The sequence below is a fragment of the Serratia sp. JKS296 genome (assembly GCF_900215445.1).
GTDB lineage: Bacteria > Pseudomonadota > Gammaproteobacteria > Enterobacterales > Enterobacteriaceae > Serratia > Serratia marcescens.
The window spans coordinates 1-26,225 of record NZ_OCMX01000002.1; the positions used below are offsets into that span (position 1 = coordinate 1).

The 26,225-nt window shown below is 51.4% G+C and carries 31 protein-coding genes and 2 pseudogenes; 5 read left to right on the forward strand and 28 right to left on the reverse strand.

The window, feature by feature from the left end; genetic code table 11:
* From CRO23_RS23920 to CRO23_RS23965, 11 genes are all read right to left on the reverse strand, one after another.
* A partial coding sequence (locus CRO23_RS23920; RefSeq protein WP_097103170.1) for a type II toxin-antitoxin system RelE family toxin occupies positions 1-215 on the reverse strand: 215 nt, incomplete at its 3' end.
* Positions 212-463 carry a type II toxin-antitoxin system Phd/YefM family antitoxin gene (locus CRO23_RS23925; RefSeq protein ID WP_038883487.1) on the reverse strand — a complete coding sequence of 84 codons (252 nt, stop codon included), beginning with the start codon at positions 461-463 and terminating at the stop codon, positions 212-214. The genes CRO23_RS23925 and CRO23_RS23920, both read right to left, overlap by 4 nt.
* Before the next feature lie 121 nt (positions 464-584).
* Positions 585-1,031, reverse strand: a complete 447-nt coding sequence (locus CRO23_RS23930) for a dehydrogenase (RefSeq protein WP_097103173.1) — start codon at positions 1,029-1,031, stop codon at positions 585-587.
* A gap of 689 nt (positions 1,032-1,720) precedes the next feature.
* The gene (locus CRO23_RS23935) at positions 1,721-2,473 is read right to left on the reverse strand and encodes a plasmid SOS inhibition protein A (protein ID WP_176519339.1); all 753 of its coding nucleotides are present in this window, start codon (positions 2,471-2,473) and stop codon (positions 1,721-1,723) included.
* Positions 2,470-2,910, reverse strand: coding sequence for a conjugation system SOS inhibitor PsiB (psiB, locus tag CRO23_RS23940; RefSeq protein ID WP_097103178.1), 441 nt, complete (start codon positions 2,908-2,910; stop codon positions 2,470-2,472). The genes CRO23_RS23935 and psiB overlap by 4 nt, the downstream gene beginning before the upstream one ends.
* A gap of 40 nt (positions 2,911-2,950) precedes the next feature.
* Complete coding sequence (locus tag CRO23_RS23945) at positions 2,951-5,029, reverse strand: ParB/RepB/Spo0J family partition protein (RefSeq protein ID WP_097103181.1); 2,079 nt, start codon at positions 5,027-5,029, stop codon at positions 2,951-2,953.
* An 85-nt stretch (positions 5,030-5,114) separates the two neighbouring features.
* On the reverse strand, positions 5,115-5,558 hold the full coding sequence (locus tag CRO23_RS23950; RefSeq protein WP_255253526.1) for a hypothetical protein: 444 nt from the start codon (positions 5,556-5,558) through the stop codon (positions 5,115-5,117).
* A gap of 682 nt (positions 5,559-6,240) precedes the next feature.
* Positions 6,241-6,417 carry a hypothetical protein gene (locus CRO23_RS25155; protein ID WP_158526716.1) on the reverse strand — a complete coding sequence of 59 codons (177 nt, stop codon included), beginning with the start codon at positions 6,415-6,417 and terminating at the stop codon, positions 6,241-6,243.
* Positions 6,418-6,478: 61 nt separating this feature from the next.
* A complete protein-coding gene (locus CRO23_RS23955) occupies positions 6,479-6,904 on the reverse strand; it encodes an antirestriction protein (protein ID WP_097103183.1) in 426 nt (141 codons plus the stop codon).
* Positions 6,905-7,303: 399 nt separating this feature from the next.
* Positions 7,304-7,525, reverse strand: a complete 222-nt coding sequence (locus tag CRO23_RS23960; RefSeq protein ID WP_097103185.1) for a hypothetical protein — start codon at positions 7,523-7,525, stop codon at positions 7,304-7,306.
* A gap of 14 nt (positions 7,526-7,539) precedes the next feature.
* Positions 7,540-8,184, reverse strand: a complete 645-nt coding sequence (locus CRO23_RS23965) for a DNA methyltransferase (protein WP_097103187.1) — start codon at positions 8,182-8,184, stop codon at positions 7,540-7,542.
* 152 nt (positions 8,185-8,336) lie between these two features.
* Between CRO23_RS23965 and CRO23_RS24985 the strand changes: the two genes are divergently transcribed.
* A complete protein-coding gene (locus CRO23_RS24985; RefSeq protein ID WP_141398631.1) occupies positions 8,337-8,627 on the forward strand; it encodes a hypothetical protein in 291 nt (96 codons plus the stop codon).
* Positions 8,628-8,672: 45 nt separating this feature from the next.
* Here the strand turns inward: CRO23_RS24985 and CRO23_RS23970 are convergent, their stop codons facing one another.
* The 12 genes from CRO23_RS23970 to CRO23_RS24020 form a co-directional block, all read right to left on the reverse strand.
* On the reverse strand, positions 8,673-10,001 hold the full coding sequence (locus CRO23_RS23970; RefSeq protein ID WP_097103189.1) for a hypothetical protein: 1,329 nt from the start codon (positions 9,999-10,001) through the stop codon (positions 8,673-8,675).
* Positions 10,002-10,060: 59 nt separating this feature from the next.
* Entirely contained in the window at positions 10,061-10,381 is a 321-nt protein-coding gene (locus CRO23_RS23975) for a hypothetical protein (RefSeq protein WP_038883461.1), read from the reverse strand.
* Positions 10,378-10,815, reverse strand: coding sequence for a hypothetical protein (locus CRO23_RS23980; RefSeq protein ID WP_097103191.1), 438 nt, complete (start codon positions 10,813-10,815; stop codon positions 10,378-10,380). Before CRO23_RS23980 ends, CRO23_RS23975 begins: the two co-directional genes overlap by 4 nt.
* Positions 10,816-11,952, reverse strand: a complete 1,137-nt coding sequence (locus CRO23_RS23985) for a ParB/RepB/Spo0J family partition protein (RefSeq protein ID WP_097103193.1) — start codon at positions 11,950-11,952, stop codon at positions 10,816-10,818.
* A gap of 4 nt (positions 11,953-11,956) precedes the next feature.
* A complete protein-coding gene (locus CRO23_RS23990) occupies positions 11,957-12,799 on the reverse strand; it encodes a ParA family protein (RefSeq protein ID WP_097103195.1) in 843 nt (280 codons plus the stop codon).
* Between the two features lie 44 nt (positions 12,800-12,843).
* A complete protein-coding gene (locus tag CRO23_RS24990) occupies positions 12,844-13,113 on the reverse strand; it encodes a hypothetical protein (RefSeq protein WP_141398632.1) in 270 nt (89 codons plus the stop codon).
* 49 nt (positions 13,114-13,162) lie between these two features.
* Positions 13,163-13,504 carry a hypothetical protein gene (locus CRO23_RS24995; RefSeq protein WP_141398633.1) on the reverse strand — a complete coding sequence of 114 codons (342 nt, stop codon included), beginning with the start codon at positions 13,502-13,504 and terminating at the stop codon, positions 13,163-13,165.
* A 295-nt stretch (positions 13,505-13,799) separates the two neighbouring features.
* The gene (locus CRO23_RS24000) at positions 13,800-13,988 is read right to left on the reverse strand and encodes a hypothetical protein (protein ID WP_097103198.1); all 189 of its coding nucleotides are present in this window, start codon (positions 13,986-13,988) and stop codon (positions 13,800-13,802) included.
* A gap of 65 nt (positions 13,989-14,053) precedes the next feature.
* Entirely contained in the window at positions 14,054-14,233 is a 180-nt protein-coding gene (locus CRO23_RS24005) for a hypothetical protein (protein WP_097103200.1), read from the reverse strand.
* A gap of 320 nt (positions 14,234-14,553) precedes the next feature.
* Positions 14,554-15,342 carry a site-specific integrase gene (locus tag CRO23_RS24010; protein ID WP_097103202.1) on the reverse strand — a complete coding sequence of 263 codons (789 nt, stop codon included), beginning with the start codon at positions 15,340-15,342 and terminating at the stop codon, positions 14,554-14,556.
* Positions 15,339-16,028 carry a hypothetical protein gene (locus CRO23_RS24015; RefSeq protein WP_097103204.1) on the reverse strand — a complete coding sequence of 230 codons (690 nt, stop codon included), beginning with the start codon at positions 16,026-16,028 and terminating at the stop codon, positions 15,339-15,341. The genes CRO23_RS24010 and CRO23_RS24015 overlap by 4 nt, the downstream gene beginning before the upstream one ends.
* 42 nt (positions 16,029-16,070) lie before the next feature.
* A complete protein-coding gene (locus tag CRO23_RS24020) occupies positions 16,071-16,400 on the reverse strand; it encodes a hypothetical protein (RefSeq protein WP_097103327.1) in 330 nt (109 codons plus the stop codon).
* 572 nt (positions 16,401-16,972) lie between these two features.
* Between CRO23_RS24020 and CRO23_RS24025 the strand changes: the two genes are divergently transcribed.
* The gene (locus tag CRO23_RS24025) at positions 16,973-17,554 is read left to right on the forward strand and encodes a hypothetical protein (protein WP_097103206.1); all 582 of its coding nucleotides are present in this window, start codon (positions 16,973-16,975) and stop codon (positions 17,552-17,554) included.
* 158 nt (positions 17,555-17,712) lie between these two features.
* Positions 17,713-18,711, forward strand: coding sequence for an Abi family protein (locus CRO23_RS24030; RefSeq protein WP_097103208.1), 999 nt, complete (start codon positions 17,713-17,715; stop codon positions 18,709-18,711).
* A gap of 80 nt (positions 18,712-18,791) precedes the next feature.
* Here the strand turns inward: CRO23_RS24030 and CRO23_RS24035 are convergent, their stop codons facing one another.
* The 3 genes from CRO23_RS24035 to CRO23_RS25160 form a co-directional block, all read right to left on the reverse strand.
* Entirely contained in the window at positions 18,792-19,325 is a 534-nt protein-coding gene (locus CRO23_RS24035; RefSeq protein ID WP_097103210.1) for a hypothetical protein, read from the reverse strand.
* Between the two features lie 776 nt (positions 19,326-20,101).
* Positions 20,102-20,611, reverse strand: a complete 510-nt coding sequence (locus CRO23_RS24040; protein ID WP_141398634.1) for a hypothetical protein — start codon at positions 20,609-20,611, stop codon at positions 20,102-20,104.
* Between the two features lie 369 nt (positions 20,612-20,980).
* Positions 20,981-21,151, reverse strand: a complete 171-nt coding sequence (locus CRO23_RS25160) for a hypothetical protein (protein WP_176519340.1) — start codon at positions 21,149-21,151, stop codon at positions 20,981-20,983.
* A 4-nt stretch (positions 21,152-21,155) separates the two neighbouring features.
* Here CRO23_RS25160 and CRO23_RS25350 point away from each other — a divergent pair.
* Together CRO23_RS25350 and CRO23_RS24055 are read left to right on the forward strand one after the other, a co-directional pair.
* Positions 21,156-21,275 (forward strand): annotated as a pseudogene (locus tag CRO23_RS25350) (transposase domain-containing protein); the annotation flags it as partial.
* A gap of 201 nt (positions 21,276-21,476) precedes the next feature.
* Positions 21,477-22,132, forward strand: a pseudogene (locus CRO23_RS24055) (ISL3 family transposase); the annotation flags it as partial.
* 195 nt (positions 22,133-22,327) lie between these two features.
* On the opposite strand, the gene CRO23_RS24060 reads toward CRO23_RS24055, so the two are convergent.
* Positions 22,328-22,678 carry a helix-turn-helix transcriptional regulator gene (locus CRO23_RS24060; RefSeq protein ID WP_097103218.1) on the reverse strand — a complete coding sequence of 117 codons (351 nt, stop codon included), beginning with the start codon at positions 22,676-22,678 and terminating at the stop codon, positions 22,328-22,330.
* Positions 22,679-22,989: 311 nt separating this feature from the next.
* Complete coding sequence (locus tag CRO23_RS24065) at positions 22,990-26,007, reverse strand: DUF4214 domain-containing protein (RefSeq protein ID WP_097103220.1); 3,018 nt, start codon at positions 26,005-26,007, stop codon at positions 22,990-22,992.
* Positions 26,008-26,225: the final 218 nt, after the last annotated feature.

The following is a 26,225-nucleotide window of genomic DNA, read 5'->3' on the forward strand; positions in this document are numbered from 1 at the left end:
ATCAGGCAATCGTCGATCACTTCGTAAACCAGACGAAACCCCGAGGCGCGCAGCTTGATTTTGTAACACCCCGGCATCCCCCGCAGTTTTGCTGAAGGAATATGCGGGTTCTCGCAGCATTTTTTCAGTTTTTTGGCGAACTGCTGCTGCAGCGCTTTGTCCAGCTTGCCCCACTCTTTCAGAGCCGACTCACGAAATTTGACCGTATACGTCATGCGAACTGATCCAGATCGATATCAACCAGCGCTTCGCTACGGCGCTCATTGACCAATCTCACCAGCTCCTGATCATCGAGGGCATCGAGCATTTGCTCGTAGAGCGCCGCCGGCACGCAATAAAATTCTGGCTTATTGCGGTTCAGGATGGCCACCGGAAAACCGGCGCCGGCGCCAACGGTTTCCATAGGGTTTTTCTTCAGCTCGCTGATGCTCGCACTTGTGTCACTCAAAATGATATTTGGCATGGTATCCTCGACTTAATAAGACCGCTTAAAGTCTTATACATCAAAGACCTGTTAACAGGTCTTATTATACCATCAAAAAGACCTGTTAACAGGTCTTTTTGATGGTATATCGTCCAGCTGGTCAGTTGTACGAATACTCCACCGCCAACTCGAACGCCAGTCTGTAACGTGCATGCTCCCAGGCGCGCTGACCGATTTCCCCGAAACATTGCAGCGCTACCCGTTGCCCCCTGATCCAGTATTTGGCCATCTCGTATGAAACCCTCGGCTTATCAGGCTGCTTATAATCAGCACCGCAGCTTTGGACAAGCTCTGTCATTCGGCCGAAAATCACATAGAGCGCCTGCTCCAGCTCGTCGGCTGACGTGCTGCTTTGCGCATACAGGTCATTCAGGTCGTCTAAGTAAATAAACTCCATTTCCAACGCTCGAACGGCTGCGGGATATTGCACGCCGGGCTTTTCCCACGGCTCCGGGGTCTCTGGTTCGCACAATCCCGCCGTTTCATATCTTTCAGAGTGTTCCTTCGTGGCGGTGTTGACGTTGATGTTGACGTTCTGTGTGTTCATGCTGTTCTCCTTCCAGGGTGGGTTATCTATCTATCGTCGGAACCTTGCGCGGCAAAAAAGCTGACGTAGCGACAGCGAACGGGGGACAGCAAGGGCGCCGCTTGCGGCGATTCATCCTCCCTTGCGGGCAACCGGGCGACGGTGCTACAAAAGCGGCCGCGTGAGGCCGATGAGAGATAACCCCAGTGAGATGAGCAGGAACATACCCGACACGGCGAAACGCCGGGGCGCCCTTAGCGATCGCCGGCACAGCGGCGAACAGTGAAAGTGGCGCTGGCGCATAGCCGACTGCAAGCGAAGGGGGTTGTACCTGGCTTTCAGACCCTAGCCGGCCGGCCCGAAACCCGAAGGGGTTCGGCGAGACTTGGCGCCCGCCGGCGGGCGATTAGTCGAGTAGGGCTTGATGGCCGGACGTTTGCGGCCGGTCACCGAAGGAAGCACCAGCTGGCGTGTTGTCTTTTGCAGCTTTCGGCACAGTATTCAAAACGAGGAAAACGCTGAATCCAACCGGGGAAAGACCCGATGCTCTCCCGCAGCTTAAACACGCAGCGAATTCCCGACTCTAATGAATGCACAACGAACCGAGTGGATACGCCTCATAGCGCGCCTAAAGGGGCCAAGACAATAAGCAGAAAAGAAAAAGGCGCCGCCAGGCGCCTTGTTATTACTATGCTTTCTTTTTTGGCCCGTTAAAATACCGGCCCCTGGGCAGTCAGTTTGCGGCACATCAGGCGATTGGGAATTCGGGCATCATTATCAGCCTTGTCAGCAGCAGATAGATCGCCGTTGATCAGACTGACCTGTAGACAATTTTCCCAGAATGGCCTCGCTGACCAGAGGTAGCAATCCAGTTCGGCAAGGCATGGGAATCGGCTCGTCCACGCCTGTACCAACCCGAACAAGTCACAATCCGCTATTCCCTGCTGCTTAGCGCGACGTACCCAGCGATTAAGTTCCCCCGGAGTGATGAACGCAAGTTCTATCTCCGCCTGAGCTTTCCGCACCTGGTAACGACGCCGTTTATGCTGTCGGATGTTGTCATCGATGCGCGCCTGCCGGGTGTGTTTCATCGTCAACCGATGCTCGAACCGCTGACGGCGGCGACGGTTCACTTCCGGAAACAGCGTGTCGCGAGTGTCGCCAGGCAACGGGGAATAACAGTGCTCTCCCCGGCTGGCGATAAGGGTGTCGAGCGCGTCCATATAGTCTTCTTTGCGCGTGGCACGGCGGCGATCGCCGGGCCGGTAGGTTACATCAATCATGCGAAGATCCTTGGCTGAAAGTGTGGGCCGTCCGGTTAACTGGCGGAAAAACGCCGTGGCATATGGGTAGACGGGCAACCGTCTGCCCGCTTCACGCCGGGCTTCGACCTGAGCTATGGCCTGCCAGACGGCCTGCCGATACGGGTGCCACGGCACCAGAGCGAGATGATTTGGGATCACAGGCAATGCCCTCCCATCCGCAGCGCGACCGCCAACTTTTCCGGCCGCCAGAACCCCAGCCGGTAATAGCCGGCCACGGTGTGCAGCACCCGGTTTATCGTGACCGGGGTGTAACGCTCATCCAGATACAGCCACGCAAGCGACTGACCGCCGTCAAACGGCAGCGTCATTGACCAGTTCGGCACATCCGCGCCCGCGCTGCACAAGTAGAGCGCCGTCGCCTCATCCCCAGCCGGGCTTATCCGGCACACCACCGGCACGCACCCGCAGAACTCGCAGCCCTCTTCTGCCACAACATGCCAGCCTTCCGGCACCGCCAGCTGGCTCAGCACCGCGCAGTTGAGCATCACCCGATACTCCCTGCCCCGATCGCGGTACTGTTCCAGTTCGTCGGCGCTCATCGCCTCAAGTTTTTCCAGTTTGAATGCATTTTTCATCCGTCTGTTCTGCCGCCCGAGGGCGGCAGCTCCTTGTCAGTTAGGCGGCAGCGCTGTCGTCAGCGTCAGTATCGTTGGCGTTCGCGGCACTGGCAGTGGCATCAGCCGGGTTTTCCGATTCGGCCTGCGGCTGCGGTGCCATGCAGCTCGGCAACCAACCTGTTTCGCTCAGCACCGCAGCAGCGAACTCAGCGGCATCTTTACGTTTCATGCCCTCGGCATCTTTGGCCTTCCCGCTTTCACCGGCGCTATTGAGAGCATCCACGATTTGGTCTTTGCCGATCCGCGAAAAATAGTTGTCACACGTCGGTTTCCACCATTCCCCGATCTGGAAATCGAGGGCTTTTTCTACCGAATCCAGCTTGGTGCCAACCCGCTTATCCTTGAGATAACTGTCTCGGCCATCGAGGCCGTGGGAAACGCAGTATGCCAATAACCCGAGAACGTCACCCTGTGGCCACGCCAGCAGCCACTCAAAACTTTCGCTCCAATTTTCCGGGAATTGGTTCAGCCAGCTCTCATGCATCTCGTTCAGTTTCAGGTTGGCGATGCCGCTCGCGCTACCAGCCTCTTCTGACTGGGATAAGCAGCCGCTGCGCATGCTTTCTACAGAGGTGTGCAACACATAGAAATATCCCGCGTCGAACACCCGCCGCGCCAGCGTGAACGTATGGAGTGCAATCGCGACGTTGGTGTTCTGCGCCAGTGCCGCTGACACAGCTAATGTGCGTTCGGCGGATAAACTGGTCACCAAAACTTGGGAAAGCCCTTTTTCTGACGGCGGGGTGTTCTTCTTGATTTCTTCTCGGTTGGCTTTTTCTTGTTGCTTGATGTCTTCTACTTTCATCAAGCCACGTTGTATTTGGATCTGGCCATCTTTCAGGTAAGCGACTACGCCCGCCGTCGCACGAACTTCCGGCGACCACTTATTGATCTCGGCGGCGTCGTTGATCTCGTTGATGCGCGCCTCAATCTGCTCAACGCGCGGCGCATGTTCCCATTCTTCGTCTGCATCGAGTCCAGCAGTATCAAACATGTCATCCAGCAGTTCTTGCTCGGTGAGCAGTTGATCCATTTCTGTCTGCAATTCGTCGCTCAATTTCGCCTGAGCAAAAAGGAGCTCGAAGGTCTTTTCGTCCCCGCTATAACGCCGCACTTCACGACTGCGGCCAACCGCCCATGCCCACCCTTCATTTTTCGCCACTTCATCGGCCGCAGCCTGCAGCTTGGCCATAGCCAACGTCTCCAGCATCAGCGGATTTGTCAGGATGACGCTTTCAGCAAACAGATCTTCTCGAGTTTCCCCCCCTGCAGCCTGATAGGCTTCCAGTCCGACAAATTCAACGATATGGCTGTCTGCCGCCGATACTTCATCGTTCAGCACAGCTTCGCGTAACGCCTTCGGTTTCCGGAGGTTTTCGTAATAGCTGCTCTTTTCCCATGCCTGAAGCTGACGTTGGTGATCATCCGTTGCGCCCAGCGCCGCCAGCTGGTCAAAATTGATTTGATTCGTTTTCAGCAGCTCCAGCAGCGCAGGGGCTACGGTTGTCAACTTAAGGCATTTTTTAACATGCAGAGTGCTGAAGCCGAGGATGGCAGCGATCTGTTCGGCCGGGGTTCCGTTCTCAGCCAGCTTACGCATATTTTCGAGCTGATCAGCAGGTTGCAGATTGGTGCGGCGCACGTTCTCCGCAACAGAAATCGCATAGGCGTCCTGCTCATCGACGACTAAAACAGGGACGATAAACTCCGGCGTTACCGGTACGCCAGCAGCTGAACGCCCTTGCACCATCAACAAATCCATACCAAGGCGGCGGGTCTCACCGGCAGCCGCACCGTATCGACCATCCGCCATGCGGTGTACGACGAGGTTCTGCAACAGGCCTGTGGCCTCGATACTGGTTGCCATCTCCTCGATCTCGTCCTGAGTGCGAGGGGTAATACGCGCATTCTGATCCGTAAAGGTGATCTCTTTGAGCATGAGATTTTTACGCTCGGCCTTGTCCAGCGCAGCTTCAACAAACTTCGCCGCTGCGGTTTTGGCTGATGCAGCCTTGGCCGGGCTTTTCTTGGCGGTTGATTTTGGTTTTGCAGGTGCTTTAGTATCGATGTCAGACATGTGATTTCTCTCCAATAGTTATTACTGTCAAACCGGTCAGATTGGCGTCCAGACCGGCGGTTAGGAGCAGGGGCAACCCTGCTTTTTACTGCCCTGCGCTGATCACCCAGTGCGTCAGGTTCATTTCATCGCTGGCGGCGACCGGAATCCCCTCGACCAGCCAAACGGTGAGAGAGTCAAACTCCCCCTGATCGATGACCAGATACTCAGCATCAGCCGGTACGGACGGTGGCTCACTCGTGCCGGTTGAACGGCCACCGCAGGCGCGCTGCACAGCGAGAAACAGCTCATACACCTGCAGGTCAGAACGACCGCCGTTTTTAAGTGCTGATGCTGCTGTAGGCTTCGATGTCGCGCCGTTGACGTTTTGTTGAGCCATGTTGAAATCCTCCGTGGGGTGATAACTGATGCCGCTGTGAGTATTCGCCGTCGCAATAAACTGATTCAGCACGGCGAAGAGCGGCACCAAGGGGCGGAGACAAAAAGTTTTTTTGACCGAAGGGAGGAAAAAGTTTTTGGCGGAGTTCATACACCCCTTGGTGTTTAAGCGAGGCGTTGTGCTGTTATCAGTTGCGGCGGGAAGACTTACTGCGGCTAAAGCATCCTGGAAGGTTGAACACGGGTCAACCCGACACAGCGGGCGCGGCAGCGAACGCTGGGGCGACCTTAGCGCTCGTCGTCCAAACGACGCGCAGTGAAAGCGGCGCCGGCGACGCCGGCAGCAAGCGCGGGTGTTGCCGTTGGCTTGGAGACCCTAACCGACAGGCCGAAACCGCGTGCGGGTTCGGCGAAACCTGACGCCCGCATACGGGCGTCTTGGTTGAGTAGGTCTGCTGGTCGGGCGTAAGACCGGCCATTGCCCCAAGCCCTCGTTTTTTTCCTCTCCCCCCTTGTCCAACTATCCCGATAATGTGATGTGTTATGGCAATAGTAGGGTGGCCAACCACTACTTTCCAAACACTGCTCTTATAAACAAGTAGTTATTCCTTTTAAAACCGGAAGATGTGTTCCTTTTCATAGCGGATACCCTTCATCAATCTTTCTTACCTCGGTAGATGCCTCACTGCTGCAGCAAGGGTATGCAGTCATTGTTGGCAGCTGGAGGCGGCGGCATCGCCGCCGCTCTCTTCTGCCAGTCACCGCAGGTGACAGGGTTTTTCCCGCGGTGCCAGGTAGCCCCACAGGTGTAAGGCTACACGGCAAATCCAGCATTACTGTCGAATAAATACCCCGCGCAAGAAGATGCACGGCTGATCTGCCAGATATTCAAAAACGGCGGCGACCACTTGCGGTAACGTCAGCGGGGATAATCCATATTGCAGACGGTCTTCATTGATGATCGCCTGGTATCGGCGCAGACGTTTTTGGGTTTCTTCATCCAGTTTCATGGGCAACCTCGGGTTTCTGTGTTGTTGTTTAAGGCGGGGCAAACAGCCCCGCCGCCTTCAGTCAGTCGAGGGCGCGCCAGATATCAGCCCGCTCCGGGTGCGTATCGATGTAGGCTTTCAACTGGTCTTCCCGCTGGATATACATTTGCACCATGCCGGCATTGCCGCGGTCGTGATGGAACCAGCAGCGGCGGTTAATGACCAGCGACGTCAAAATAATGCCGGCGGCATCGCCGCTGATGGTTTTTTCGAACCAGTTATCGGCATTGTTCAACGTCACCTGATCAATATCCGGCGCCATATACCCGCCGCCATTCGGAAGGCGGATGAAATGCCAGAACCCGTCGCTATACCCCGACAGGTAGCGATCGGCGGTGGCGTAAATCTGCATTTCAGCGCGCAGGAAATCGCCGTCGAACAGGTACGGCAGGAATGACAGACGATCGGCTTCACACACCTGCAGGTTGACGGAATGAGCATGTTGCATGGGACTACCTCCACAGTTTCAGGGTTTGCGACACCGGCCGGTGCCGTACCCATTCGAAAGGCCGGCCTTGAGGGCTGTGGTCAAGGGCGCCGTCAAAGCCGCAGCGCAAGCCCGTTGCGCGGCTGAATGCCCGTAACGGGTGCGAACGGGTGCCGACGGCGAGCACCGCGGCGCTTGAACACAACCGAGCCGGACTAGCGTTTGGGGACGGCACAGGCCGTCACTACGCTGCAGCTACAGAGGAGGTGGATTTATAGAGGTGTGGGCAGGCCCAGCCTGCGCCCTTTGCGGCGCCGGCAATTGCCGCACGGTCGGGCGGCGTTCGATACGCTGCGGCGGCCGACGGCAACCGCCTGGCGATCCGGGCAGGCTCCCTTACCCGCCCGGTATTGCTTTCCACTATTCCCTGAAATGGTGATCCAGTTCGTTGACTGCTTTGCAGACCTCAAGGTAGCGATCGTGCGCATCACGCAGAATGTGGCCGGCCAGACGATCGGCCAATACATCGCTGTTCCAGAAATGCGCGCTGATCAGTTCCCTCAATCGCAAATGCAGATCCCACATGTCGTTTGACAGCGCCGCCACGTCGGCGCGTAATTTCTCATGGCCCTGATAGTTCATCGGTATCCCTCCCCTTATGCCGCGCGCCGGCCGCGCAGCGCAGCCAGGCGACGGCAGCCCGTAGCGTGGTATTCAGGTAACAGCTCGATGCCGATATAGCGGCGCCCGGACAATGCAGCGGCGACGCAGGTTGAACCGGAGCCGGCGAACGGATCGAGAACGATGGCGCCAGGCTGGGTAAAGGACTCGATCAGCGGTCGCAGGCTGGAAACGGGTTTCTCGGTCGGGTGGTGGCGGTTGCCGGTATATTGCCAACTCTGCACATCAGCGAGAGGTTGTGCCGGCAATGCCGGCCGACCTTTCGCCAGGATATAAGCGCTCTCGTGTTGATAGCCGACAAACGCGGATTTCGAGGCATATTGTTTGGTAAACACCAGGTGACCAACGATACGGAAGCCTGCTGACTTCCAGGCGCCGACAAAGGCATCGACGCGGTTCCAGCCATAGAAGCTCACCATCAGGCTATTGGGTTTGAGCACCCGGAACATTTCCCGGCTCGCCGGCAGCACCCAGTCCGCGTTCGTATCGTTGGCGATCGAGCGCCCGGAGCGATCGGTAAAACCAACCAGGTATGGAGGATCGGTCAGAATAAAGTCGATACTGCCGGCAGGGAAATTAGACATGACTTGTACGGAGTCACCCAACACATAGCGGGACATAGGCGTTCCTCGTCTGACAAGGGACGGCAGGAGGGTGCCGGTGCGGCACCCGTTCCCTGCGGCCCGATGTCAGCGCGGCCAGGCACCGCCGCGGGTCAAGCGGACGTGGAATACCGCCGCCGCGCGCGGCAAGGATATGCCGCGAAAGCCGCTTGAAGACGGCATTCCGTCGCCCCGCCAAGGCCGGGGTATGGCAAGATGTCATCGGGCTGCAGGCCCGCTATAGGGATATGACGGTGTTCGGGAGGTGGCCGCCGCCAGGCGGAATCAGAAAAGAGCGGAGCGCAGCGACAGCCTTATTCAGAGGAGAGTGGTCAGAAATTGTGGGCAGCCTGCTGCATTTCATCGGTGATCACCGTATACGTCACCGTAATATCGGCGCCTTCCGCCTGTACCAGTTTTCGACGGATGAGTTTCCCTATAACCTCGTCGGGCATCCATGATTCGATTCGAATAACGCCCTGCCCGTTTTTCAAAGCATTGATATTCTATTTAAGGTGCTGAATTCGCCCATACAAATACCGCGCAAATGCATCATGCTTATCGGCCGGCTCTGGCCAGTGAGGGGGATCTTTCAGCAACAAACCCAATGTACTCATCCCTTTATGCTGATTAGCTTTGCGTTCGACGTAGTCATCATCTGTATAGCCCATCGTCTCGATGACAAGCTCCGAAGTTCGCACCCGCCCAGGGTGTTTGACGGTCAAAAGGAAGTCAGGCAAGACAAACCGCTTCTCGCCATCAACGTCCACAGTGATATCGAACAACGGTTTGTTAAGGGATAACTCATAGCCCGAACTCTGCAGCCACTTCCCCCCAGTCATGATGGAGTTAATGGTTTCACGTTCAAGGTTACTGTCGACCGGAACCGGGCAGGCGTAATCAAAGAGCGCATGCGCATAAGCATCGCGGCAAACGACCGTACCAGCATCATTGCGCCGGTACATCAGGATCACCCAGTATTTCTCCCGATGACCATCAACCTCGCCGTTGATGCTCACTCGCTTTTCGGGCCGGAATATTGTCTCACCGAACTTACTTTTGAAAACGACCTCATCTTGTGTCACTTGCTCAGAGAACAGGATCTGGTAGAAAGTTCGAGCTCTCCCTGCAGGCCAGGCTTTCCCCTCGTTTTCAAGTTCACGCATGCGCGCGTCGAGCCGTTCTTGTTTCAGCCAGGGGTCGAAAAATACAATCTCGCTCAGAGGACGCCCCTGGGCAAAGTGCTCATTTTTTGTAACCTGCTTCACCGCCTCCAGTACCTGCATTTTAGTTCGTCCTGGTTGAGGACAAACAGGATCGATGCGATTAAGTTCAGCGGTCTCGATCAAGGTCAGCAGCAGGCGGGCCAACGCCGGTATACGGCGACGACTTGTTTTGTCGTTGCCATGACTGTCTGGCTTCGCCGGCCCTGAGATACGAGCCCCATTATCGTCTCGCGGCAAGAACGAGCGAAAATCAACGCGCACGGCGCCGGCTGTTCGGCGCCCGCCGCCCTGCCCTGTGCCATCATCCCCCCGCTTTGAACGATACAGCGGACAATCCGAGCTGTGCTCTCCGCTGAAATTCACCAGAAACAAAGTGCCGTCGCGATTACTGGCGGTGTTAAGTGGCCTATCTTCTGCAGTCGTGCGGCACCCACAAGACAGCCAAAGGTCATGATCACGCATGCTTCTCAGCACCGCTTCAGCCAACTGTTTTTCAGCCAGCGAAGTAACGCGTCCTCTGCCACAAACGTTGCCTACCGCCGTCGCCTCTTCCGACGATAATTCACGGAACAGTCGACCTCTGGGTGATTTCTTCGTTACCAGTTTCATTCGGGGCTCCTTTACGTTTCTGTGGCCTCAGGTGAGTTTCGCATGCGAAACCTTGTCATTCAGCAACGACGATACAACTGCAGTACAGCTGGCAGCAGACGATAACCGGGGGCTGACCAGGCACCGTTCCGTAAGCTGGACCATGTGGGATTGTCGGATTTTGTATCCCAGTAGAGGATCTCGATTATTCCTTGTTCCTCCAGGCGGCGCGCCACCGCCGAAACATTAGTGTCTGTGATCCCGACATTCTCCACCACAGTGTGTTTCTCGACCAGACCAGCACCACGATCGTGAGCATCAAGCAGGAAAGCTAAAATTACGCCGGCGTAAGCACGTCGCCCGGTACTGGACAGTGCGGCCTCAATATCAGAAAACGTCATCGCAGCTTTTTCCTCTCATGATATCTGGCGGCGTCTTCCGTCGCCGCGCAGATCCACCCTGCCACCACATCAATGTCCAGCCCTTCAGGCAAAACATCGAGGAGTTGGGTGAGCGATCCCCCCTTTTTAGACTGAACGTGTATAGCCGCATAGGCAGCCCATTCAGGATGGGTGACGGGTTTCCACCCATCAGCCAAAAGGAGAGCCATAGCGCTCCGTATGGCCCATCGCGGGTATTTCTTGTTCTTCCCCCACTCATTGAGTGTATTACCCAATAAAGGACGTCCACGGTCTTCCAGGAAGCCCTGCTGGATTGCAGTGGTAAGCAAAACATCGGCCGCAGCAGCGGCCGGTAATTCTGAACGTATCACCCAGGTTTTGACAGCGACGGATAAAAACTGCTCCGCCAGGTCTGCAAACAGCGCTTTACTCATCTATACCTCTTTGATCCCCAGGATAGATATTTCTGCGGCATCTATGCACAGTTCACCTAACGGCAGCGCTATCCAAACCTGGCCATATTCCTCGGGTATCCGGTCAGCCAGCAAATAGCCTTCACCACCTTCAAACTTCACCATAACACGAGTGATTTTGACGTTAGACTCGCCCTGTAGCGGTTGCGTCTTATGGGTCTGTTCGTTGCCGGCATTCTGCTGTTCGCCGGCGGTGTTGCCGGTTTGATTCGTCGAAGTTCCCGGCTGTTCCGTCAATACATCTTTGTTACGGTTCTCTTCCTGAGTTTCTGTCCCGGAGTTGGTTGGTGGCGTCGGAGGCGGCGGGTTCTTTGGCGGCTTACCCTTCAGGACGTTCAGCTCTTTAATCGCTCCCTGGCGCGTCAGCTTTCCATCCCGAACCAGTTTGGCCAGTTTATCAACGCTCTCCGGACTGATATCGTTGATTTGGCACAGCGTATAGACCAGGTCGACATCCTTGGTCACCTTTTCTTTCAGCAGAGCGATGACCGGCGCCGGCGCATCAATCAACCGCATGTGTTTACTGATGAACGTTTTGGGTTTACCCAAAATACGGGACATCGACTCCTGAGTTTCACCATGCACATCGCGAAGTGCCTGCAGCTGTATTGCTGTGGCTAACGGTTTTAACCCAGACTGGTGAAGGTTTTCGATCAGCTGCCCATAGATACGCTTCTTCTCATTTTCAGGCGGTGCACCGACATAGATGTCGATGAACAGATCCCCTTTTGCCTTTGCAGAACGCCAACGGGTCTCACCCATCCAGATTCGATACCCACGCTTATCACGAGGGAAACAACGAGGCGGCATTAAAATGCCAAAATCGCCGTAGGTTTGTTTCATCCCGTCGATGACTTCATCTTCAAAGTCTTCTTCGGGGCGAACTTGCTCAAGAGCGTAGACATCATCGATTGGAACACGAATTATCTGACCTGCAGGGTCCTCGTGCTCAGCCCGGTTGACCTTCAGGTCGTTCTGGTTCAGGTCATTACGCGGTAACGCCAGTTCGCGTTCGACTGCGGGCGTTTCAACCTGCGTTTGCGGTGACGCGGCCTTTTCGCGCTTTTCACGCATTTGGGCTTTGAAGTTTTTGGCCATCGTATCAGCCCCCTGTCCGTGCAATGATAGTGTCAACCAGCGCGTCGTAACGAGCCACCAATGGGCTGTCCGGCGCGTATTCTTTCATGGTGTAGTTCAGTTCAATGGCTTCACGGACTTTGGTTTGAACATAGGGAATGATCTCCAGCAACTGCTCCGGCCCGAAGCCATTCTCTTCCAGGATCTCCAGCAACATCTTGAGATTCTCGGTATCGACGCTCGCATAACGACCACCCAGCACCTCTTTCTTATAGTTGGCCACCGTCGCCTGAGTAACCACGATCCCCAGTAGCTTCAGGTCCGGGTTATACCGCTCCTTAATTTTCTTCAACGTGCGCAGGTGTTTTTCGGCACCGAGGCGGGATGTTTTTTCCAGCAGCGTTGGGATCAACAGATAGTCAGCGACAAGGTGATTGGCCATCAGTAAGTTTGACCAGACTGGCGACGAGTCAATCAGGATATAGTCAAATTGGTCACGCAGTTCCGCGAAGCGGGCACGGAAATCGTAAATACAATCGGAGTTGCGGTTGTTGATATCGTTCAGCTCTTCCGTCGCCCCCATAAATCCACGGCCATCATGCAGACGTAGCGGCTCAAAGGGTTCTTCACCATAGATGCGATTGACGTGCGCGGTACCCGGCGTAAGAACGCGCCCGGAAGGATTGGCATCGATTTCCAGCGGCAGGCCATCAGGGAATTGGCGCGACGTCAGCGCGCTCATCCAATCCCCATCAACTGCACATGTCCGATAGCTGCGACGCTGCAGCTCTGCCGCTATTTCCGTTGTGGCAAAGGTCTTACCGATGCCGCCTTTCTGTGAACAAATCGTGATCACTTTCGCTGTCATCTCAGAAATCCTCTTCAAAAGTTTCGCATGCGAAACTAAGACTGTTATTGGTCATGCCTTTCGGCGACTGCCTGCATCTGCTCTGTTAATGCCAGATTTTCTTGGCAGCCAGGGCATATCCAATCACCATTAATACTTTGCCAACCGGCATGGGTGGCCATGCTTAAAAGTTCTGTTGTGGTCTGTTCTGTAGACTCATGGGTGTTTAATGCCATTGCCCACAGGCTGCGGCGGTCAACTTCCGACCAACATTTTGACTCGTTAATTGGTAACTCCCCTCGGAGTTCGCAGCGTAATTCCATATAAATCGACATAAACTCGACCTCTGGTCGTTAGGTCAGTTTCGCATGCGAAACCGGGAAGTTAACGACGTTGTCCACTACGTTGACTCTCTTGCTCACGGCGCTGTTTGCCGGCGGCAACGAATTCAACCAACGTCGCCTGAAACCGATAGCCATGATGATTAACACCATCCGACTCATAGACAGCATTGGTGATGGTGAAATTGATGGAAACGGTATCGCCGACCAGGCACTTATCGGCAATATGCGAGGCTACGGCATCAAAAGCGGTGAATTCGATTTTGGTTTGGTTACCACTGCGTTTTCTCAGTTCAGCTACGGTGAAACGGCAGAACCATGTGTCGTCTTTGACTACAACGACAGGCTGAGTGATCAGTCGACCAACGAGTGCATTGTGTTGCATGACATTCTCCTTTGAGTATGGCTTTGCGCCAGAGAGTCGATAGTGGCTTTCCACTATCAGTACAGAGAATATAGCTCAGAGTGAATTAAATATCAATAAAGATATTTAAAAAAGTAGAATTTCGCATGCGAAACTTTTGGAAGAGGGGATACTGCGGATAGGCCTGGCGAAATCATTTCGCGGGCGTGCCGCAGTTAACAAGCGCAGCGCGTTAGTTATTGTTCGAGTGAGCAATTGAAGGGGTCGGCAACCCCAACACTATTTTCTCGTCATTGCAGAAGTTTCGCATGCGAAATTAGTTCTTCCTTGCAGACAACGCATAGCTGATCATGGTTAGAACGCCACCGGTGAGGCTGATGACGGCAAATACTATCGTTATCAGGGAAGGGCGCAGACTATCATCGCCGTACCAATACAGACCAAAAAATAAACACGCCAGAATCAATAGCAGCACAGAAAAAACCGCTGAATGTAATCTCTCCATTCGTACATCCTCCTTGTTACTTCCACTACCAAATGCATTTAGAAAAGTTTCGCATGCGAAACTGCTCAATGAGAGGCCGCCTGCACACGTAGATTCTGAGCCTCATTCTCACAGGCAAATGCGAGTTCAGTATCATCCTGTAACACCGCCCATTCCAAAATGCTGAGCACCAGGTTATGTCGATGATGTATGGTCAAATTGTTTTCATATCCAAGCAATTTGAGAATCTCTGCAAAGCGATCCATTTACCTCTCCAGAAAATAGTATCTCTGAAAGGTTTCGCATGCGAAACCTGATTTTCTCGACAACATCACGAATTACGGAAATTTCGATACCCGCGATGAATGACGGTAGTAACCAGCTCCATTCCTCTTTTTCCCGTGGTGCGATTAGCAATTGAAGCCAAACGGGTGCAAATCGTCCCAAACCATATGACCATAAAGAGAAACACTACAATGATAGCCTCAATCATCTGTAACCCTCCGTAAAGGTTGTCTCACCAAGTTTCGCATGCGAAATATTGAGCAAGTTCCCCTCGCGGCTCTATCAGCAAAGCCTACTATTTTCAGCTTCGACCCTTAAGCATAGCCACAGCATCCGCCTCCGGCATCGAGAACTGCACCCGGTGCCGCGCCGCCACATCCAGCGCAAAGACTTTGGTGTAGACCTCCGTGGAGCTGATCGACTTGTGCCCCATCAGCGCCTGCAGCACCTTGAGCGGAATACCGGCATACAGCATGTGCATCGCGTAGCTGTGGCGGAAGGTGTGCGGGGTGACGGGCACCGAGAACGTCACGCCGTCGCGCGCCGCGGCGTCAACCGCCTCCGCCAGCCAGCTGCGCACCGTCCGATCGGTGATCGTCCACAGCCGCGCCTTTTCCATCCGGCCGGTGCGCGCGTTGCGGCGCTCGAGCGGAATTTTCAGCGTGGCCACCATCATCTGCAGCTGCACGACGTACTGCGGATCGGACAGCGGCACCACGCGCGGCGGCGTGCTGGCCGCCGGCAACCGGCCGGCGCTGCGGGTAGCCTTTTCCGTGCGCTGTTTGAGGGTGGCCAGCTGCACAAACGGGTAGGGCGGCGCCAGTGAGAAGTTCTCGCGCGTCAGCGCCAGCGCCTCGTTGATCCGGGCGCCGCTGTTCCACAGCGTGGCCAGCAGCAGTTTGCGGTGCAAGTCCGGCACGTAGTGGAGCAGGGCGCTGATCTCCGGCGCCAGCAGATATTTGGGGAGTTCGTCATGGACGAGGGCCATCTGGCGCAGCGCCAGCGCGGCCGGATAATCGATAGCCACGGGCAGTGGGGCCGGATTTGCTGAATACAAGCCGGGCAGGGCGGGGAGGGGTTGGATATTCATGGTTTTCCCTTGATCTGAAACGCCGCAGGTTCGCGCTGATGACGCAATATGTACTCCACCGCGCGGCGATGCCGTTCTCGGCGCCAGACCTGCCAGAGGACCGGCTGGGCGGACCATTCAGTCGCATCAAGGCGGGTGTCAGGCAGACCGGCCAGTTTGCGGAGGCGCCGTGAGAGGATCAAGGCTTTCAGCCCGAGTCGCGCATACTGGTACTGACGCGCCTGAAAACCTTCTTTGTGATAGGGGGCCCAGCTATGCTCTGAAGCTGCAGCAATTTCCCGCCGGGCTTCGCTCTGCAGTACGGGCAGTTCACGAACCCGATACATGAGCAACGGAGGAAGCGTGCGCCAGTCCCCCGAAACATCCAGGACAGTCAGCTCAGGCGGCTTTACCGCAGGGGAATACTCACCTTGCAGATCGGGCTCGCCCTGGTCCGTGGCTACCTGGGCACACCCCTCGGCAAACTGCTCCAGCAAAAAGACCAGCTCCGTGGCGATAAAGAGACGCTCACTGGCCTGCTTCGCCGCCGTCGCTCTTTCTTCACGCCGGCGAGCAAAGTAGTGGGTCAGCCACACACCGCCCAATGCCGCGCCGGCGGACGAAAACCCCGTGATGATCTGCGGCCACAGGCCGGGACTGTCTTTGACGATCTTCACGCCTTCGGTGGCAATAAACCAGTCACCCATGTGTGTTCCTTATTGAGTACAAAATCCTGCCCACCATTATGATCAATTCTCTGCGGACAGGAAAAAGGGCCGCGAAAACATGGACCCCGTTTCGCCCATAAGGAGCCTGGTTAACACCCGATGTAAATCCACCTTCACAGCACCTTCCGGCAGCCCCCTAAAATCTCTGGCGCGCCAGGCGTCAATTCGCCAGCCATCTTCTGGTTGTTCATGGATGTTTAAGCGGCGGGCCAGTTCCTTCCCGTTCAGATCAACGATGAAATGAATATCAGGGGAGATCCCGTCCGGATTAGCAATACCAGGTTCGCAGAGATACCACACGAATCTGTAGCCGCTATCCTTCAGCTCACAAAAAAGTTCCTGCTCGTCCACGTAGTATTCCCTCTGCAGTCCTTCCCACAAAATTATCACGCCCCGCAATCACCCCAACCATCACCCCAGTAACGATGATCGCCCTCTCAGTTTCCCACCGTAAATATCACTTACTTGATAATAAGCAGCAATATAGCAACGCATTTAAATTACCGGACGGTGGTTTCCGGCTGATCCGACTTTTTGGCGTATGACAACTTTCCGGAAGTGTACCACGGCGGGAAAATAATCACAGCGCGGTTGTCGGCCGAAAACCGCCGTTAACGATCATCCCGGTAAAACACAATATATGGAACAATAATCAGCTTACAGAGTGGCACATATTGTGGTTGCCGAGGTTGCGGGGCAGGGTGACGATCTGGTGATCCGAAACTGGGGGTTTTCGGATCTCCGTGCTGAAGATAATGTGCCCCGCTTACAGGTGTTCATTTTTTAATATAATTAGCACCAATATAACAAAAGTGCATATCAAGATTGATAACAGAATGCACATAAGATACATTGAATTCAAATTCCCATCTTACGACATAAAATAGGACATTAAGAGGATTTCATTCCCTATGGAGACAGGCATGACTGAACAGAATGAAAAGGCCGACAAGGGATTCACACGCACGCTGACCGTGCGAAACATGCCGATTGATGTGGATATTGAAATCACGGAGCAGGCAAGGGCGACCGGCAAGTCAAAAAGCGATTTTGTGAAAGAATTCCTTTCGGCAGCCTTCGGGGATCTGATCGGTAACTTTATGCGCGGGAATGGCCTGGTGGCGCTGATGGACAAAGACGTGGCCACCATGATGAACGCAGGCCTCGCCGATTACTGGTATGACAGCGCCCAGACGCTGGCCGAGAACCGGACCTGGTGTCGCTTGCTGGGCATTTATAAAGAAGAAGATCTGCAGCAGATCATGCGTAACGGCGTTCCCCTGCTGGAACTGCGCGCCGCACAGTTGCCTGACATCACGCATATCCCGCATGGCACCTCACTGGCGTTTGCCCTCTTCATCGAGGCCGCGCGTCGTGATTTGCCGACGTTAATCAAGGTGCATAAAGAACTGTTTTTCCTGCAGAAAGAAGGGGATTTTCTGGATATGGTCGATCAGATCCGGCAAGCGCTGCGCCTGCCGCCCACGGAACGGCCGGTTTTCTGACGTTCCGAAACGAGAAAAGCCACCGCGAGGGTGGCTTTTCCGTTACTAACTTATACGCGCGGGTCCGAAGAAATCCGTGCCTTGATGGCCTTAATCTAACAAGGTCTTAGATTAACGTCAACCCCATGATGATGATGATCCCACCCCGGAGGGCAGGAATGCAGCTGGAAGACTATATTTCGGCAGAGCGGCTAAAGATTTACACGGAAGTACTAAAACTCAAACCCGGAGAAGAGCAGGGGGGATACAACTGGAACAAAGCGCTCTGCAGTGCCATGCAGCCATTATTACATTGTCTCGAAGTCACCTTGCGAAATGCCATTGACCACGCCATTCGCCATAATCCACCGCCTGGGGCGATCGGTCACTGGCGGACCGACACCAATTGGATTTTTGATTTACCCAGATATATGGGAGATAAGGCGTGGATCCGGCAGGGAAAAAGATACCGTCTCGATAGACATGGCGACATTCAACATCGACACGGGATGCCGGTGTATGACCGCACCGCTTGGGAAGAGGACTGTATTCGCAAAGTGGCTAAACGTATCCGAGACGCGGGCAAATTGCCGACTGCAGAACGGCTGATCTCCGGTCTGGATTTTGGTTTTTGGACAAATTTTCTGACACAGCATTATGACGAGCCCCGCCACCGTAGCCTGTTGTGGCCACATCTTCTCGCAGACGTATTTCCTGGCGCACCGGCAGGGACACCCCGGCATGCGATCGAAAAAAAGTTCAGCCGCATACGCGAATTGCGTAACCGCCTGGCACATCATGAAGCCATCTGGAAGTTTCAGGAAACGAACCCACTTACCGGTAAGCCTGATTATTCCCGCCCGATATACGGGCTCAATGCTTCCTTACATTTGCTTCGCCGATCCTGGGACGACATGCTGGAAGCGCTCAACTGGTTAAGCCCTGTGCGATACGAAACATTTAAAACACAAGGCCATCATGTTCGTTTTGAAACACTGGCATCCGCAGACGGACTCGCAAGCTTCACGGGACGAGAGCAATTGCCGCATGCCTTGAATATCCGCCGTAGTCAGGAAATCAAAAAACTGCTGCGAGGATTGCAACAGCAAAAAATAGTCAAACTGACACATAAGCGTCGGATCATTGCCATTATCGGGCCGGACTTCATTCGCCGGTGAACTGAAGACTCATAGATTCCAATTCAGGTCGGTTCGAGAATAGGTAATGGGCGGGGCTAAAGAAGACCCGCCCATAGGATTTAGCTTGCGTTCGAATCCGAGCCAGCTTCGTCATTAGCGGCGTTTTTGAGAAGCTCAAGAACGCCATCTTTCCCATATTCTTTAACCAGGCGGGCAAGCTCTTTTTGCGCCTGACTTTCCTTCTTACGGCAGGCACTTTCATGACGCTCTTTGAAAACGGCTTCCGGCTCTGCTTTCAACCGTATCTGATCTTCATGGGTGATGAAGAACAAGGACTGTTTTGTGCGATTTCCGACATCCGATTCAGTTTCAACACGACGACTGGAAATGGGAAATGAGTGTTGCTTTTCTAAAGCATGGATCACTGCAGAAGCGCGCTTCACACCATAATCAGCAGGAATTGTATAGCCTGACGTAGTGATCGACTTGTCATCTAACAGCGCAGCAAGCACACAGGCCTGTGTACGATTGAGTGTCTGGACAGTTTCCAGTACCGATGGATGTCCCTCAAAGAAGGAGGCTAATTTGATACGAGCCATCTCGGGCGCGTAGTCGTCAGTGACTTTGCGTTGATTAAAATCTTTGTCTGCCATAGTGAGTTACTCCAATCTAGAACGGATAAACCCAATGCAGAGATGTAAATAAGATTTGCAAGAATGCAAAATCTTCTGGAAATCTACGACAATTAGCCGTAATCTTCTGCCACGGCTTGACCAGATCTGGAAAATTTGGTTGAGCCGCTTCAATCTCTGCATTGGAGCGTGAGCAGCTATCGGGCGGGCCTGAGAAACCTAATTTGCCTGATAGCTGCTTTTTCGTCTCTGGGATCCATGATCACCAGAATCCCAATGCTACCATGTCCCGCCGAAACACACATCTAAATTCTTTCGGATAAGTACATTTTATGCGCACACAGTTCACCAGAGCGATTATCCGGGGTTTTATCGCTATTTTTGATGTGTAGCCAGCTTAACAACAGAAAACGCTTGTGGTGTGTTTTGATGGCCTTTTTTCGACCTGTAAAAAAAACCAGAGGTTTAATTTACAGGTATAGACACTGACGAACCTCACTAGATAAAGAAGGGGTGTCTACGCTGAGCAACAATGAGGGGCGGCGGGAAAGGACGGCCAGGCTAACGGCGGTGCGTACCCAATAATGCAATTTAACATAATCAGTGTTATGCGCACCTAGGTTGTAGCAGCAAAGTTAAAATGGCGTCTTGCATGCCCTGAACATCGAGCTCATGTGTGCCAACAGTTCGCAGGCCAAAATACGATAATATGCTTTATCTGGTTGACCCTAGCTAGGAAAATACCTGCATTGCGGGCGAGAAAATCATGTCATTCGATTACCCGAATGGCACTTTGGCTATCCAATCGTATTGGGATATAATAGGCTATCAGCGGTGGCGAGCAACCAGTCATAGAGCGCACGACCGTCATTATCCAAGCCTGCATTCAGCTGTACCCCCCGTTCAGTGACTTTGCCGCCATAGTATCTGATGTTCCTCAGTAGGTTATCTAGGGTGCCGCCCCTGCTCTCAATGATCACTCTGCTGCGATATTCCGTAAACTGGCTCAGGGTGAGGTCGATAAACCAGCCTTCAAGCTCTACGATCACATGGGATTTGATGGTCGAACTCTCATTTATCCGGAAGTCCGGTGTCGTCTGCATATGGACAATCACCGGATTCAGGGCTGGATCACTGTCCTGTAAGTATTGCGCCAGAAAGTTGCTGGCCAAATCGCAGCAACCGTGCGGAAAATCGTTCAGCTCCTGCCAGCGGTTCATCCAGAAACATTCATTCGAATGAGTGTCGGTGGCGAGCACCAGAGCGTTACGGAAGGCGTGGATACGACGGCGGATTTCAGGAGTCATTTTGTCACCCCCCCCCCACGTTTCTGTTTAGCATGCGCCAGTAGCTTGGCCTGAAGGGGCTCTTCGAGCTGCGAGAGCAGCTGACCGCTCATCAGGTCCGAACGTTGTTCACGCAGATGGGCACCGAGAGCGTGAATCACAGGGGAGATATTCGATAGTGAGCAGCCGTTTAGATGGGCGCGGCTCTGATTATTGCTCGGGCACGCATCAGCGTCCTTAGTACGGTGGATGATGACCGGGGAGAGGGGGGACATAAAGATGCTCCTATTGTGGTGAGGACGCCCATCGTACCTGCGAGACAATATATGCTCAATACAAATGATTGAGGTAAGAACAATGCGGCACCTTCAATAGAAGTGCCAGTGACGATTATTTGATCAAATAGGTCAGAGTGGTATGTACTGCACTGGATATCATAGCCATCGCGCCTGCGATAGTGGCAACACTGGCAGTATCTGTCATAAAAGCAGCGTCGAAGGAGCAAATCGTCTGCTCCTGCTCATTCGGCGACAAGCCCACCAAGCTGGACAGCGTTGTCATCTAAAGCCTGCTGGGCGCCTGCAAACTGAACGGCGTGGAGCCGGAGGGCTGGCAGCGCGATGTGCTGGGGAAAATCAGCGACTGGGCATCGAACCGGGTGCACGAACTGCTGCCCTGGAATCTCGAAACCGTAAAACAATCTTTACGCTACGTCCTACACGGGACGCTTACCAACCAACTAAACATAATATCTGATAGTTACCATGATTTATGCTAACCAATGCGGTATTGGTCGAATGGATGCTTCCGGTAGCCAAGTACGCCTGCGTGTCGGCAATACGCAGCTACCCCCCTCATCGAGAACATGGCTGGGAATTGACCTCCAATTAGCCCTGATGGTATAACCCTCCATCTTCGTGCCAAACGCAAAACAGCACTATGTCCTGAATGCCTTAAGCGCAGCGACTCTGTTCATAGTTGTCGTCGGCGCCATAATACAGCATCTACCCTGCTCAGGCCAGGCGCTATGGCTGGTGTTTGCCGTCCGCCACTTGTACTGCCGTAACCCAGTCTGTTCACGCAAAATTTTTGCCGAGTCGCTGGCTCCCTTCGCAGGTTCACGGCAGCAGTCTTCGCAGGCGTTACAAAATTTACAACGCCAGCTGGGATTAATAGCCGGAGGTGAGGCTGGAAGACGGGCGGCAACGGCAGCGGGTCTCCGTAGCAGTGCAGATACTCTTCTTCGCCGGGTTATCAATACCCAGGATGCGAAACCGCCAGGCACGCCCTATGTCGGCATCGACGAGTGGGCGTGGCATCGGGGCCACCGTTAGCACGTTAATAGTCAATCTTGATACTCACCGTCCCCTCGTCCTGCTTCCCGGCCGCGATCAACGTACGCTGGCTGCCTGGTTCAGAAAATATCCGGAAATACAGGTTGTCTCGCGCGATCGCGGTGGTATCTATGCTACAGCAGCACGTGAAGGTGCACCTCAAGCCAGACAGGTGGCCGATCGCTGGCACTTGTTGAAAAACATTGGTGTGTTGCGCTGGGATTTATCAAGCAAGAGCACACCTGAAAAAACGAATTTAATTTTAAGCATAAACAATCACAATACCGCACGTATCAGCGAATGTGTCGTACTGTTGTAATTCATCACTCTAAAAACAAATCACCCATTATGCTAACCATCACCGAGAAAAATGACAATTTTATTAAAATCACTACCCTGCCATTTATTTGTGAGATAGCTTTATATTAACCTGCCTAAAATCTCTAGGCGTTTGATGCATAGCCCGTTTAAACGCCCGCGAAAAAGATTGGTGAGAAGAAAAACCAACTTCAAAGGAAATACTATTTATAGTTTTCTGAGGAAGCACTAATAGTTCGGTGGCTCTATTTATCCTAATATGCAATATGTACTCCTTTATAGTAACACCAACATTTTCTTTGAACAGCTTCTGAAAGTAACGTCTTGAATATCCTGATTTATTAGACACGACTTTAACATTTAACTCATTATCTAAGTTGTCACGTATCCATAGCATCACACTGAATATCAACTTTAATTTATCAGCTTCGTCCATATATAAACAACCCTTTTAAAGTGAGGATTAAATTTTCGTTATTAAATTCACACAAAATTAAAGTAGCATGTATTTAAATAAAATCCTAGCACAACCTAAAATAAAAAATCGAAGTTAAAATATAGAGATAAAAATAGTAACACACTCATAAAACAACATTCAGAACCATACAAAAACTTTCCTTTTCAAGCCAAAATAGACACATTTACAGCCAACAATTATAAATCATAGCGAGCCAATAAAAAATAAAGCCAGAAAATAACTTCTGGCTTTATGTGATCACAGCATCACTGATGAATCATAATGATTAATCAAAGCATTTCTGGTGCATGGCTAACACCATTGATAGTTGGTGTTGAAAGTTGATTATAAACAAAATTCTGAGCATCGGAATGTGAAACCCCAGCCAAGAAGAGTATTGTATCACCGTCATCTAAAGACTTACTTCCATTATTATCAATCAAAACAAAAGAACCACTATCGTTACTACTAACTCCTACTTTCGCCATCTGTCCGTCTTTAATACCAATGACGTCTTTAAAACTACTGAGAGGGGCCAGTACATTTCCCAAAATAACATTTCCAGCAGACTTAGCAAAATCGATAAAATTATTAGCACTTCTAAAACCATAATCTTTGACGCTTGCATATCCAGTTTCATTACGACTTGCAAGGTTAGCAGAGCTAGTAATAGAAATGCCAGACTGAGAATCCCTAATTACATCATCATTGCCAAAATTAACAACTGTTGAGAAATCGGCATTTTTTTCACCATTTAAGATAATGGTATCTTTACCGCCACCAACATCCAATTTAGTTCCTGATTTTATAGAGAAAGTATCATTACTTTTTGTCCCAACAATCTCAAAGCTCGTTGCTGCATTTGGGACATCCCCACCTTTAAACCATGTGAATGAAAAGATCCCCCTCACAATGTCAGAAGCCACAGCTGTTATTCCATCTGCCACCTTTGATACCAAAGATACGACAGGTATAGTATCAAACACCTTATTAAAACCAAAGAAAGTAAGCCAACCGCCCTTACCCTCTGCCGCTTTTGGCCCGGTCAAATCAGATGTAATATTTACACCTGCTGTGTTCCCAGAGGCATCGATTTTTGAAAGAAAAACATTGTCTTTAATACTAGTATTAAAGTCAATTTTTTTATCCCCATCAATATTAATAGTTGAAAAATGGTTTGATTTTCCATCTCCACCCGGCAGCACAATTTTATTTGAAACATTGCCTGTACCATAGGAATGAATATTCACTTCAGATAGTGCAGTGCCAGCATTTACATAAACCAATGTCCTGCTAGATACTACACTATCAACAAGATTAATAGTACCTGCGTCAATTAGACTTCCAGAGTCATCACCTATACCATTAAAGTTCAGGTCGAATTTATTAGTTACGTTATCCTTAAAATTAAATGTTAAATGGCTATCTTTCCCTGCGTCACCTGTTATTTCTAAAACAGCTTTTTCATCGCTGTATAAAGTGTTTGTTACGACTACATTACCTGCCTTTTTGGATAAAACATACCCTTCACTACCTACACTATTAGCGTGAAGTTTTTTCGAATCAAAAACACCATCATTTCCAACAAACCCTCCAAGGTCAATTTTCTGAAAATTTGAAAATGATGATTTGTTTGATGTGCTTAATAAATTGGCTGATAAAGTGTTTACACCATCTCCCCCATCAGCTTGAACATTCTGGATTGCATTATCCTTCCCTGATTTTGCATTGCCATTCCATAGCAATTTATCATCACCTTTTCCTAAATTAACAACAGGCCGTTGTTCGGCTAAGTTTGAGATAGAAGTAAAAGTTACCACATCATCTGCCGAGCTTGCATCAAGCTTAACATTTCCATTATTGACCTTAACGTTCACACCAGAGCCAATAATATTCTCTGAAAGAACTACATTTGCATTTGCAATTCCATTAATAGATAAATATTCAAGATTATCGGCATATTTTAGATCTACCAAAGTAGAATAGTTTGTATATAGATTAATATTATCAAGTACAGCCGTTTCAGCATTGCTCAGCACGTGATTATTACCAGTATTTATTTCTCCGCTGGCGTTACCGTTGTTAGCTGAACTAATCAAGTTGGCAGAGGTTTTATACAACAAGCTATTGCCAATGTTAGCTTCAAAAGCATGCTGTTGAGTCACAATAGAACTATCGAGTGCGGACGAATTGCGCAAGTCATTGATTATAGCAACTGTAATGGATGCTTTATCTTTGCCCAACGCACGGTAAACGGCTAACTGTGCATCATTAGCATCTACACCATGAACAGATTTATAGACACGTTGAATGAATGCATCATCATTCAGCTGGGCACCTTTAACCTGAAACTCTGGCGAGTTGATCACTCTATTAGCTAAATCTTTATAGGTAACACCATAAGCCAATTGCTTACTCCATGTATCTAGTCCCGAAGCATCGACACCTCGATTTAGAATAGCTAAAAATAAAGCAGACACCTGTTCCTGGAAAGAGATAGCAGGCAACTCGCCTTCGTGATAGACGTGAGTCGCCTTGATAAACTGCGCTTGTGCTTTTTCATCAGTTGCCGCGACAGTATTATTTCGCAGCACTTTAATGACGTCTAATAGTACATCACCGCGACTAATTGTGTTGGAGGAAAGCTTTTCTACATAATTGTTAAGCTCTACCTTTGATGGCTCACGAAGGTAAGCGTTAGAGTAAACTAGTGTAACGAACTGTGAGTCGCTATACATTTCTTTTGACGCCTTCGAATTAACAAAAGATTGTGCAACCTGATCTTTTGTTTTATTTCCACTTGCAATCAAAGCACTATAATAATTGATGCCAGGTGCATCTTGAACTAATCCAAGAACGTAGTAAAATGCCTGTACATCTGCCGCAGCAGGTTGAGCCACTTGAGAGGCCGCCGGATAATTAGCGGCATTAATTTCCGTCACAAATTGTTGTTGAGAGTTCAGAACTTCGTTATCAAACCCCTTATAATACAAAACATCACTAGTTATTTTTACTACGAGAGCATCGATGCTGTCATTTGAGTTTACTAATGATTTTATATAGTTAGGATCTGCAGGCTTCTTATAAATGTTAGTGTATACTTGATTTAAAATTTGCTCATTTGTTTTATTTGAAAATAACACCATACCTTCACGAGTGCTGAATAATTTTCCAACAAAAGAATCTGGGGAAATAGTCTCTCTTTCTAAATCACCTGCGGCCTTCCCGATTTTTTCAAAGCTAGGTTTCTTACCTAAAACCGCAATATGGAGAGCGACTGCCTGCTGTTCAAATTTTAAAATTGCCATACAAAGTTCCTATTAGAGATATGAAAACAAAAGAACGCTAACTAATGACACGTATAATAATATTATACGCAATTCAACACTCTTGTGTTAGCTCACAAAAGCGTCTCGAATTCATAATAAATAACAGAGGATGAACAGAGTCATTTTACTACAGTTTATACGTCTCCCACTAACAATGCACAGTTAATAATCGACCTAAGAGTCAGTACTGATTACGC

What these genes read in the sequence shown, in the direction of transcription:
- CRO23_RS23925 (WP_038883487.1), bottom strand. Translation starts at nt 463, where the DNA reads ATGCCAAATATCATTTTGAGTGACACAAGTGCGAGCATCAGCGAGCTG.
- CRO23_RS23930 (WP_097103173.1), bottom strand. Translation starts at nt 1,031, where the DNA reads ATGAACACACAGAACGTCAACATCAACGTCAACACCGCCACGAAGGAA.
- psiB (WP_097103178.1), bottom strand. Translation starts at nt 2,910, where the DNA reads ATGAAAAATGCATTCAAACTGGAAAAACTTGAGGCGATGAGCGCCGAC.
- CRO23_RS23945 (WP_097103181.1), bottom strand. Translation starts at nt 5,029, where the DNA reads ATGTCTGACATCGATACTAAAGCACCTGCAAAACCAAAATCAACCGCC.
- CRO23_RS23950 (WP_255253526.1), bottom strand. Translation starts at nt 5,558, where the DNA reads ATGAACTCCGCCAAAAACTTTTTCCTCCCTTCGGTCAAAAAAACTTTT.
- CRO23_RS25155 (WP_158526716.1), bottom strand. Translation starts at nt 6,417, where the DNA reads ATGAAACTGGATGAAGAAACCCAAAAACGTCTGCGCCGATACCAGGCG.
- CRO23_RS23955 (WP_097103183.1), bottom strand. Translation starts at nt 6,904, where the DNA reads ATGCAACATGCTCATTCCGTCAACCTGCAGGTGTGTGAAGCCGATCGT.
- CRO23_RS23960 (WP_097103185.1), bottom strand. Translation starts at nt 7,525, where the DNA reads ATGAACTATCAGGGCCATGAGAAATTACGCGCCGACGTGGCGGCGCTG.
- CRO23_RS23965 (WP_097103187.1), bottom strand. Translation starts at nt 8,184, where the DNA reads ATGTCCCGCTATGTGTTGGGTGACTCCGTACAAGTCATGTCTAATTTC.
- CRO23_RS23970 (WP_097103189.1), bottom strand. Translation starts at nt 10,001, where the DNA reads ATGAAACTGGTAACGAAGAAATCACCCAGAGGTCGACTGTTCCGTGAA.
- CRO23_RS23975 (WP_038883461.1), bottom strand. Translation starts at nt 10,381, where the DNA reads ATGACGTTTTCTGATATTGAGGCCGCACTGTCCAGTACCGGGCGACGT.
- CRO23_RS23980 (WP_097103191.1), bottom strand. Translation starts at nt 10,815, where the DNA reads ATGAGTAAAGCGCTGTTTGCAGACCTGGCGGAGCAGTTTTTATCCGTC.
- CRO23_RS23985 (WP_097103193.1), bottom strand. Translation starts at nt 11,952, where the DNA reads ATGGCCAAAAACTTCAAAGCCCAAATGCGTGAAAAGCGCGAAAAGGCC.
- CRO23_RS23990 (WP_097103195.1), bottom strand. Translation starts at nt 12,799, where the DNA reads ATGACAGCGAAAGTGATCACGATTTGTTCACAGAAAGGCGGCATCGGT.
- CRO23_RS24990 (WP_141398632.1), bottom strand. Translation starts at nt 13,113, where the DNA reads ATGTCGATTTATATGGAATTACGCTGCGAACTCCGAGGGGAGTTACCA.
- CRO23_RS24995 (WP_141398633.1), bottom strand. Translation starts at nt 13,504, where the DNA reads ATGCAACACAATGCACTCGTTGGTCGACTGATCACTCAGCCTGTCGTT.
- CRO23_RS24000 (WP_097103198.1), bottom strand. Translation starts at nt 13,988, where the DNA reads ATGGAGAGATTACATTCAGCGGTTTTTTCTGTGCTGCTATTGATTCTG.
- CRO23_RS24005 (WP_097103200.1), bottom strand. Translation starts at nt 14,233, where the DNA reads ATGGATCGCTTTGCAGAGATTCTCAAATTGCTTGGATATGAAAACAAT.
- CRO23_RS24010 (WP_097103202.1), bottom strand. Translation starts at nt 15,342, where the DNA reads ATGAATATCCAACCCCTCCCCGCCCTGCCCGGCTTGTATTCAGCAAAT.
- CRO23_RS24015 (WP_097103204.1), bottom strand. Translation starts at nt 16,028, where the DNA reads ATGGGTGACTGGTTTATTGCCACCGAAGGCGTGAAGATCGTCAAAGAC.
- CRO23_RS24025 (WP_097103206.1), top strand. Translation starts at nt 16,973, where the DNA reads ATGACTGAACAGAATGAAAAGGCCGACAAGGGATTCACACGCACGCTG.
- CRO23_RS24030 (WP_097103208.1), top strand. Translation starts at nt 17,713, where the DNA reads ATGCAGCTGGAAGACTATATTTCGGCAGAGCGGCTAAAGATTTACACG.
- CRO23_RS24035 (WP_097103210.1), bottom strand. Translation starts at nt 19,325, where the DNA reads ATGGCAGACAAAGATTTTAATCAACGCAAAGTCACTGACGACTACGCG.
- CRO23_RS24040 (WP_141398634.1), bottom strand. Translation starts at nt 20,611, where the DNA reads ATGACTCCTGAAATCCGCCGTCGTATCCACGCCTTCCGTAACGCTCTG.
- CRO23_RS25160 (WP_176519340.1), bottom strand. Translation starts at nt 21,151, where the DNA reads ATGACAACGCTGTCCAGCTTGGTGGGCTTGTCGCCGAATGAGCAGGAG.
- CRO23_RS24060 (WP_097103218.1), bottom strand. Translation starts at nt 22,678, where the DNA reads ATGGACGAAGCTGATAAATTAAAGTTGATATTCAGTGTGATGCTATGG.
- CRO23_RS24065 (WP_097103220.1), bottom strand. Translation starts at nt 26,007, where the DNA reads ATGGCAATTTTAAAATTTGAACAGCAGGCAGTCGCTCTCCATATTGCG.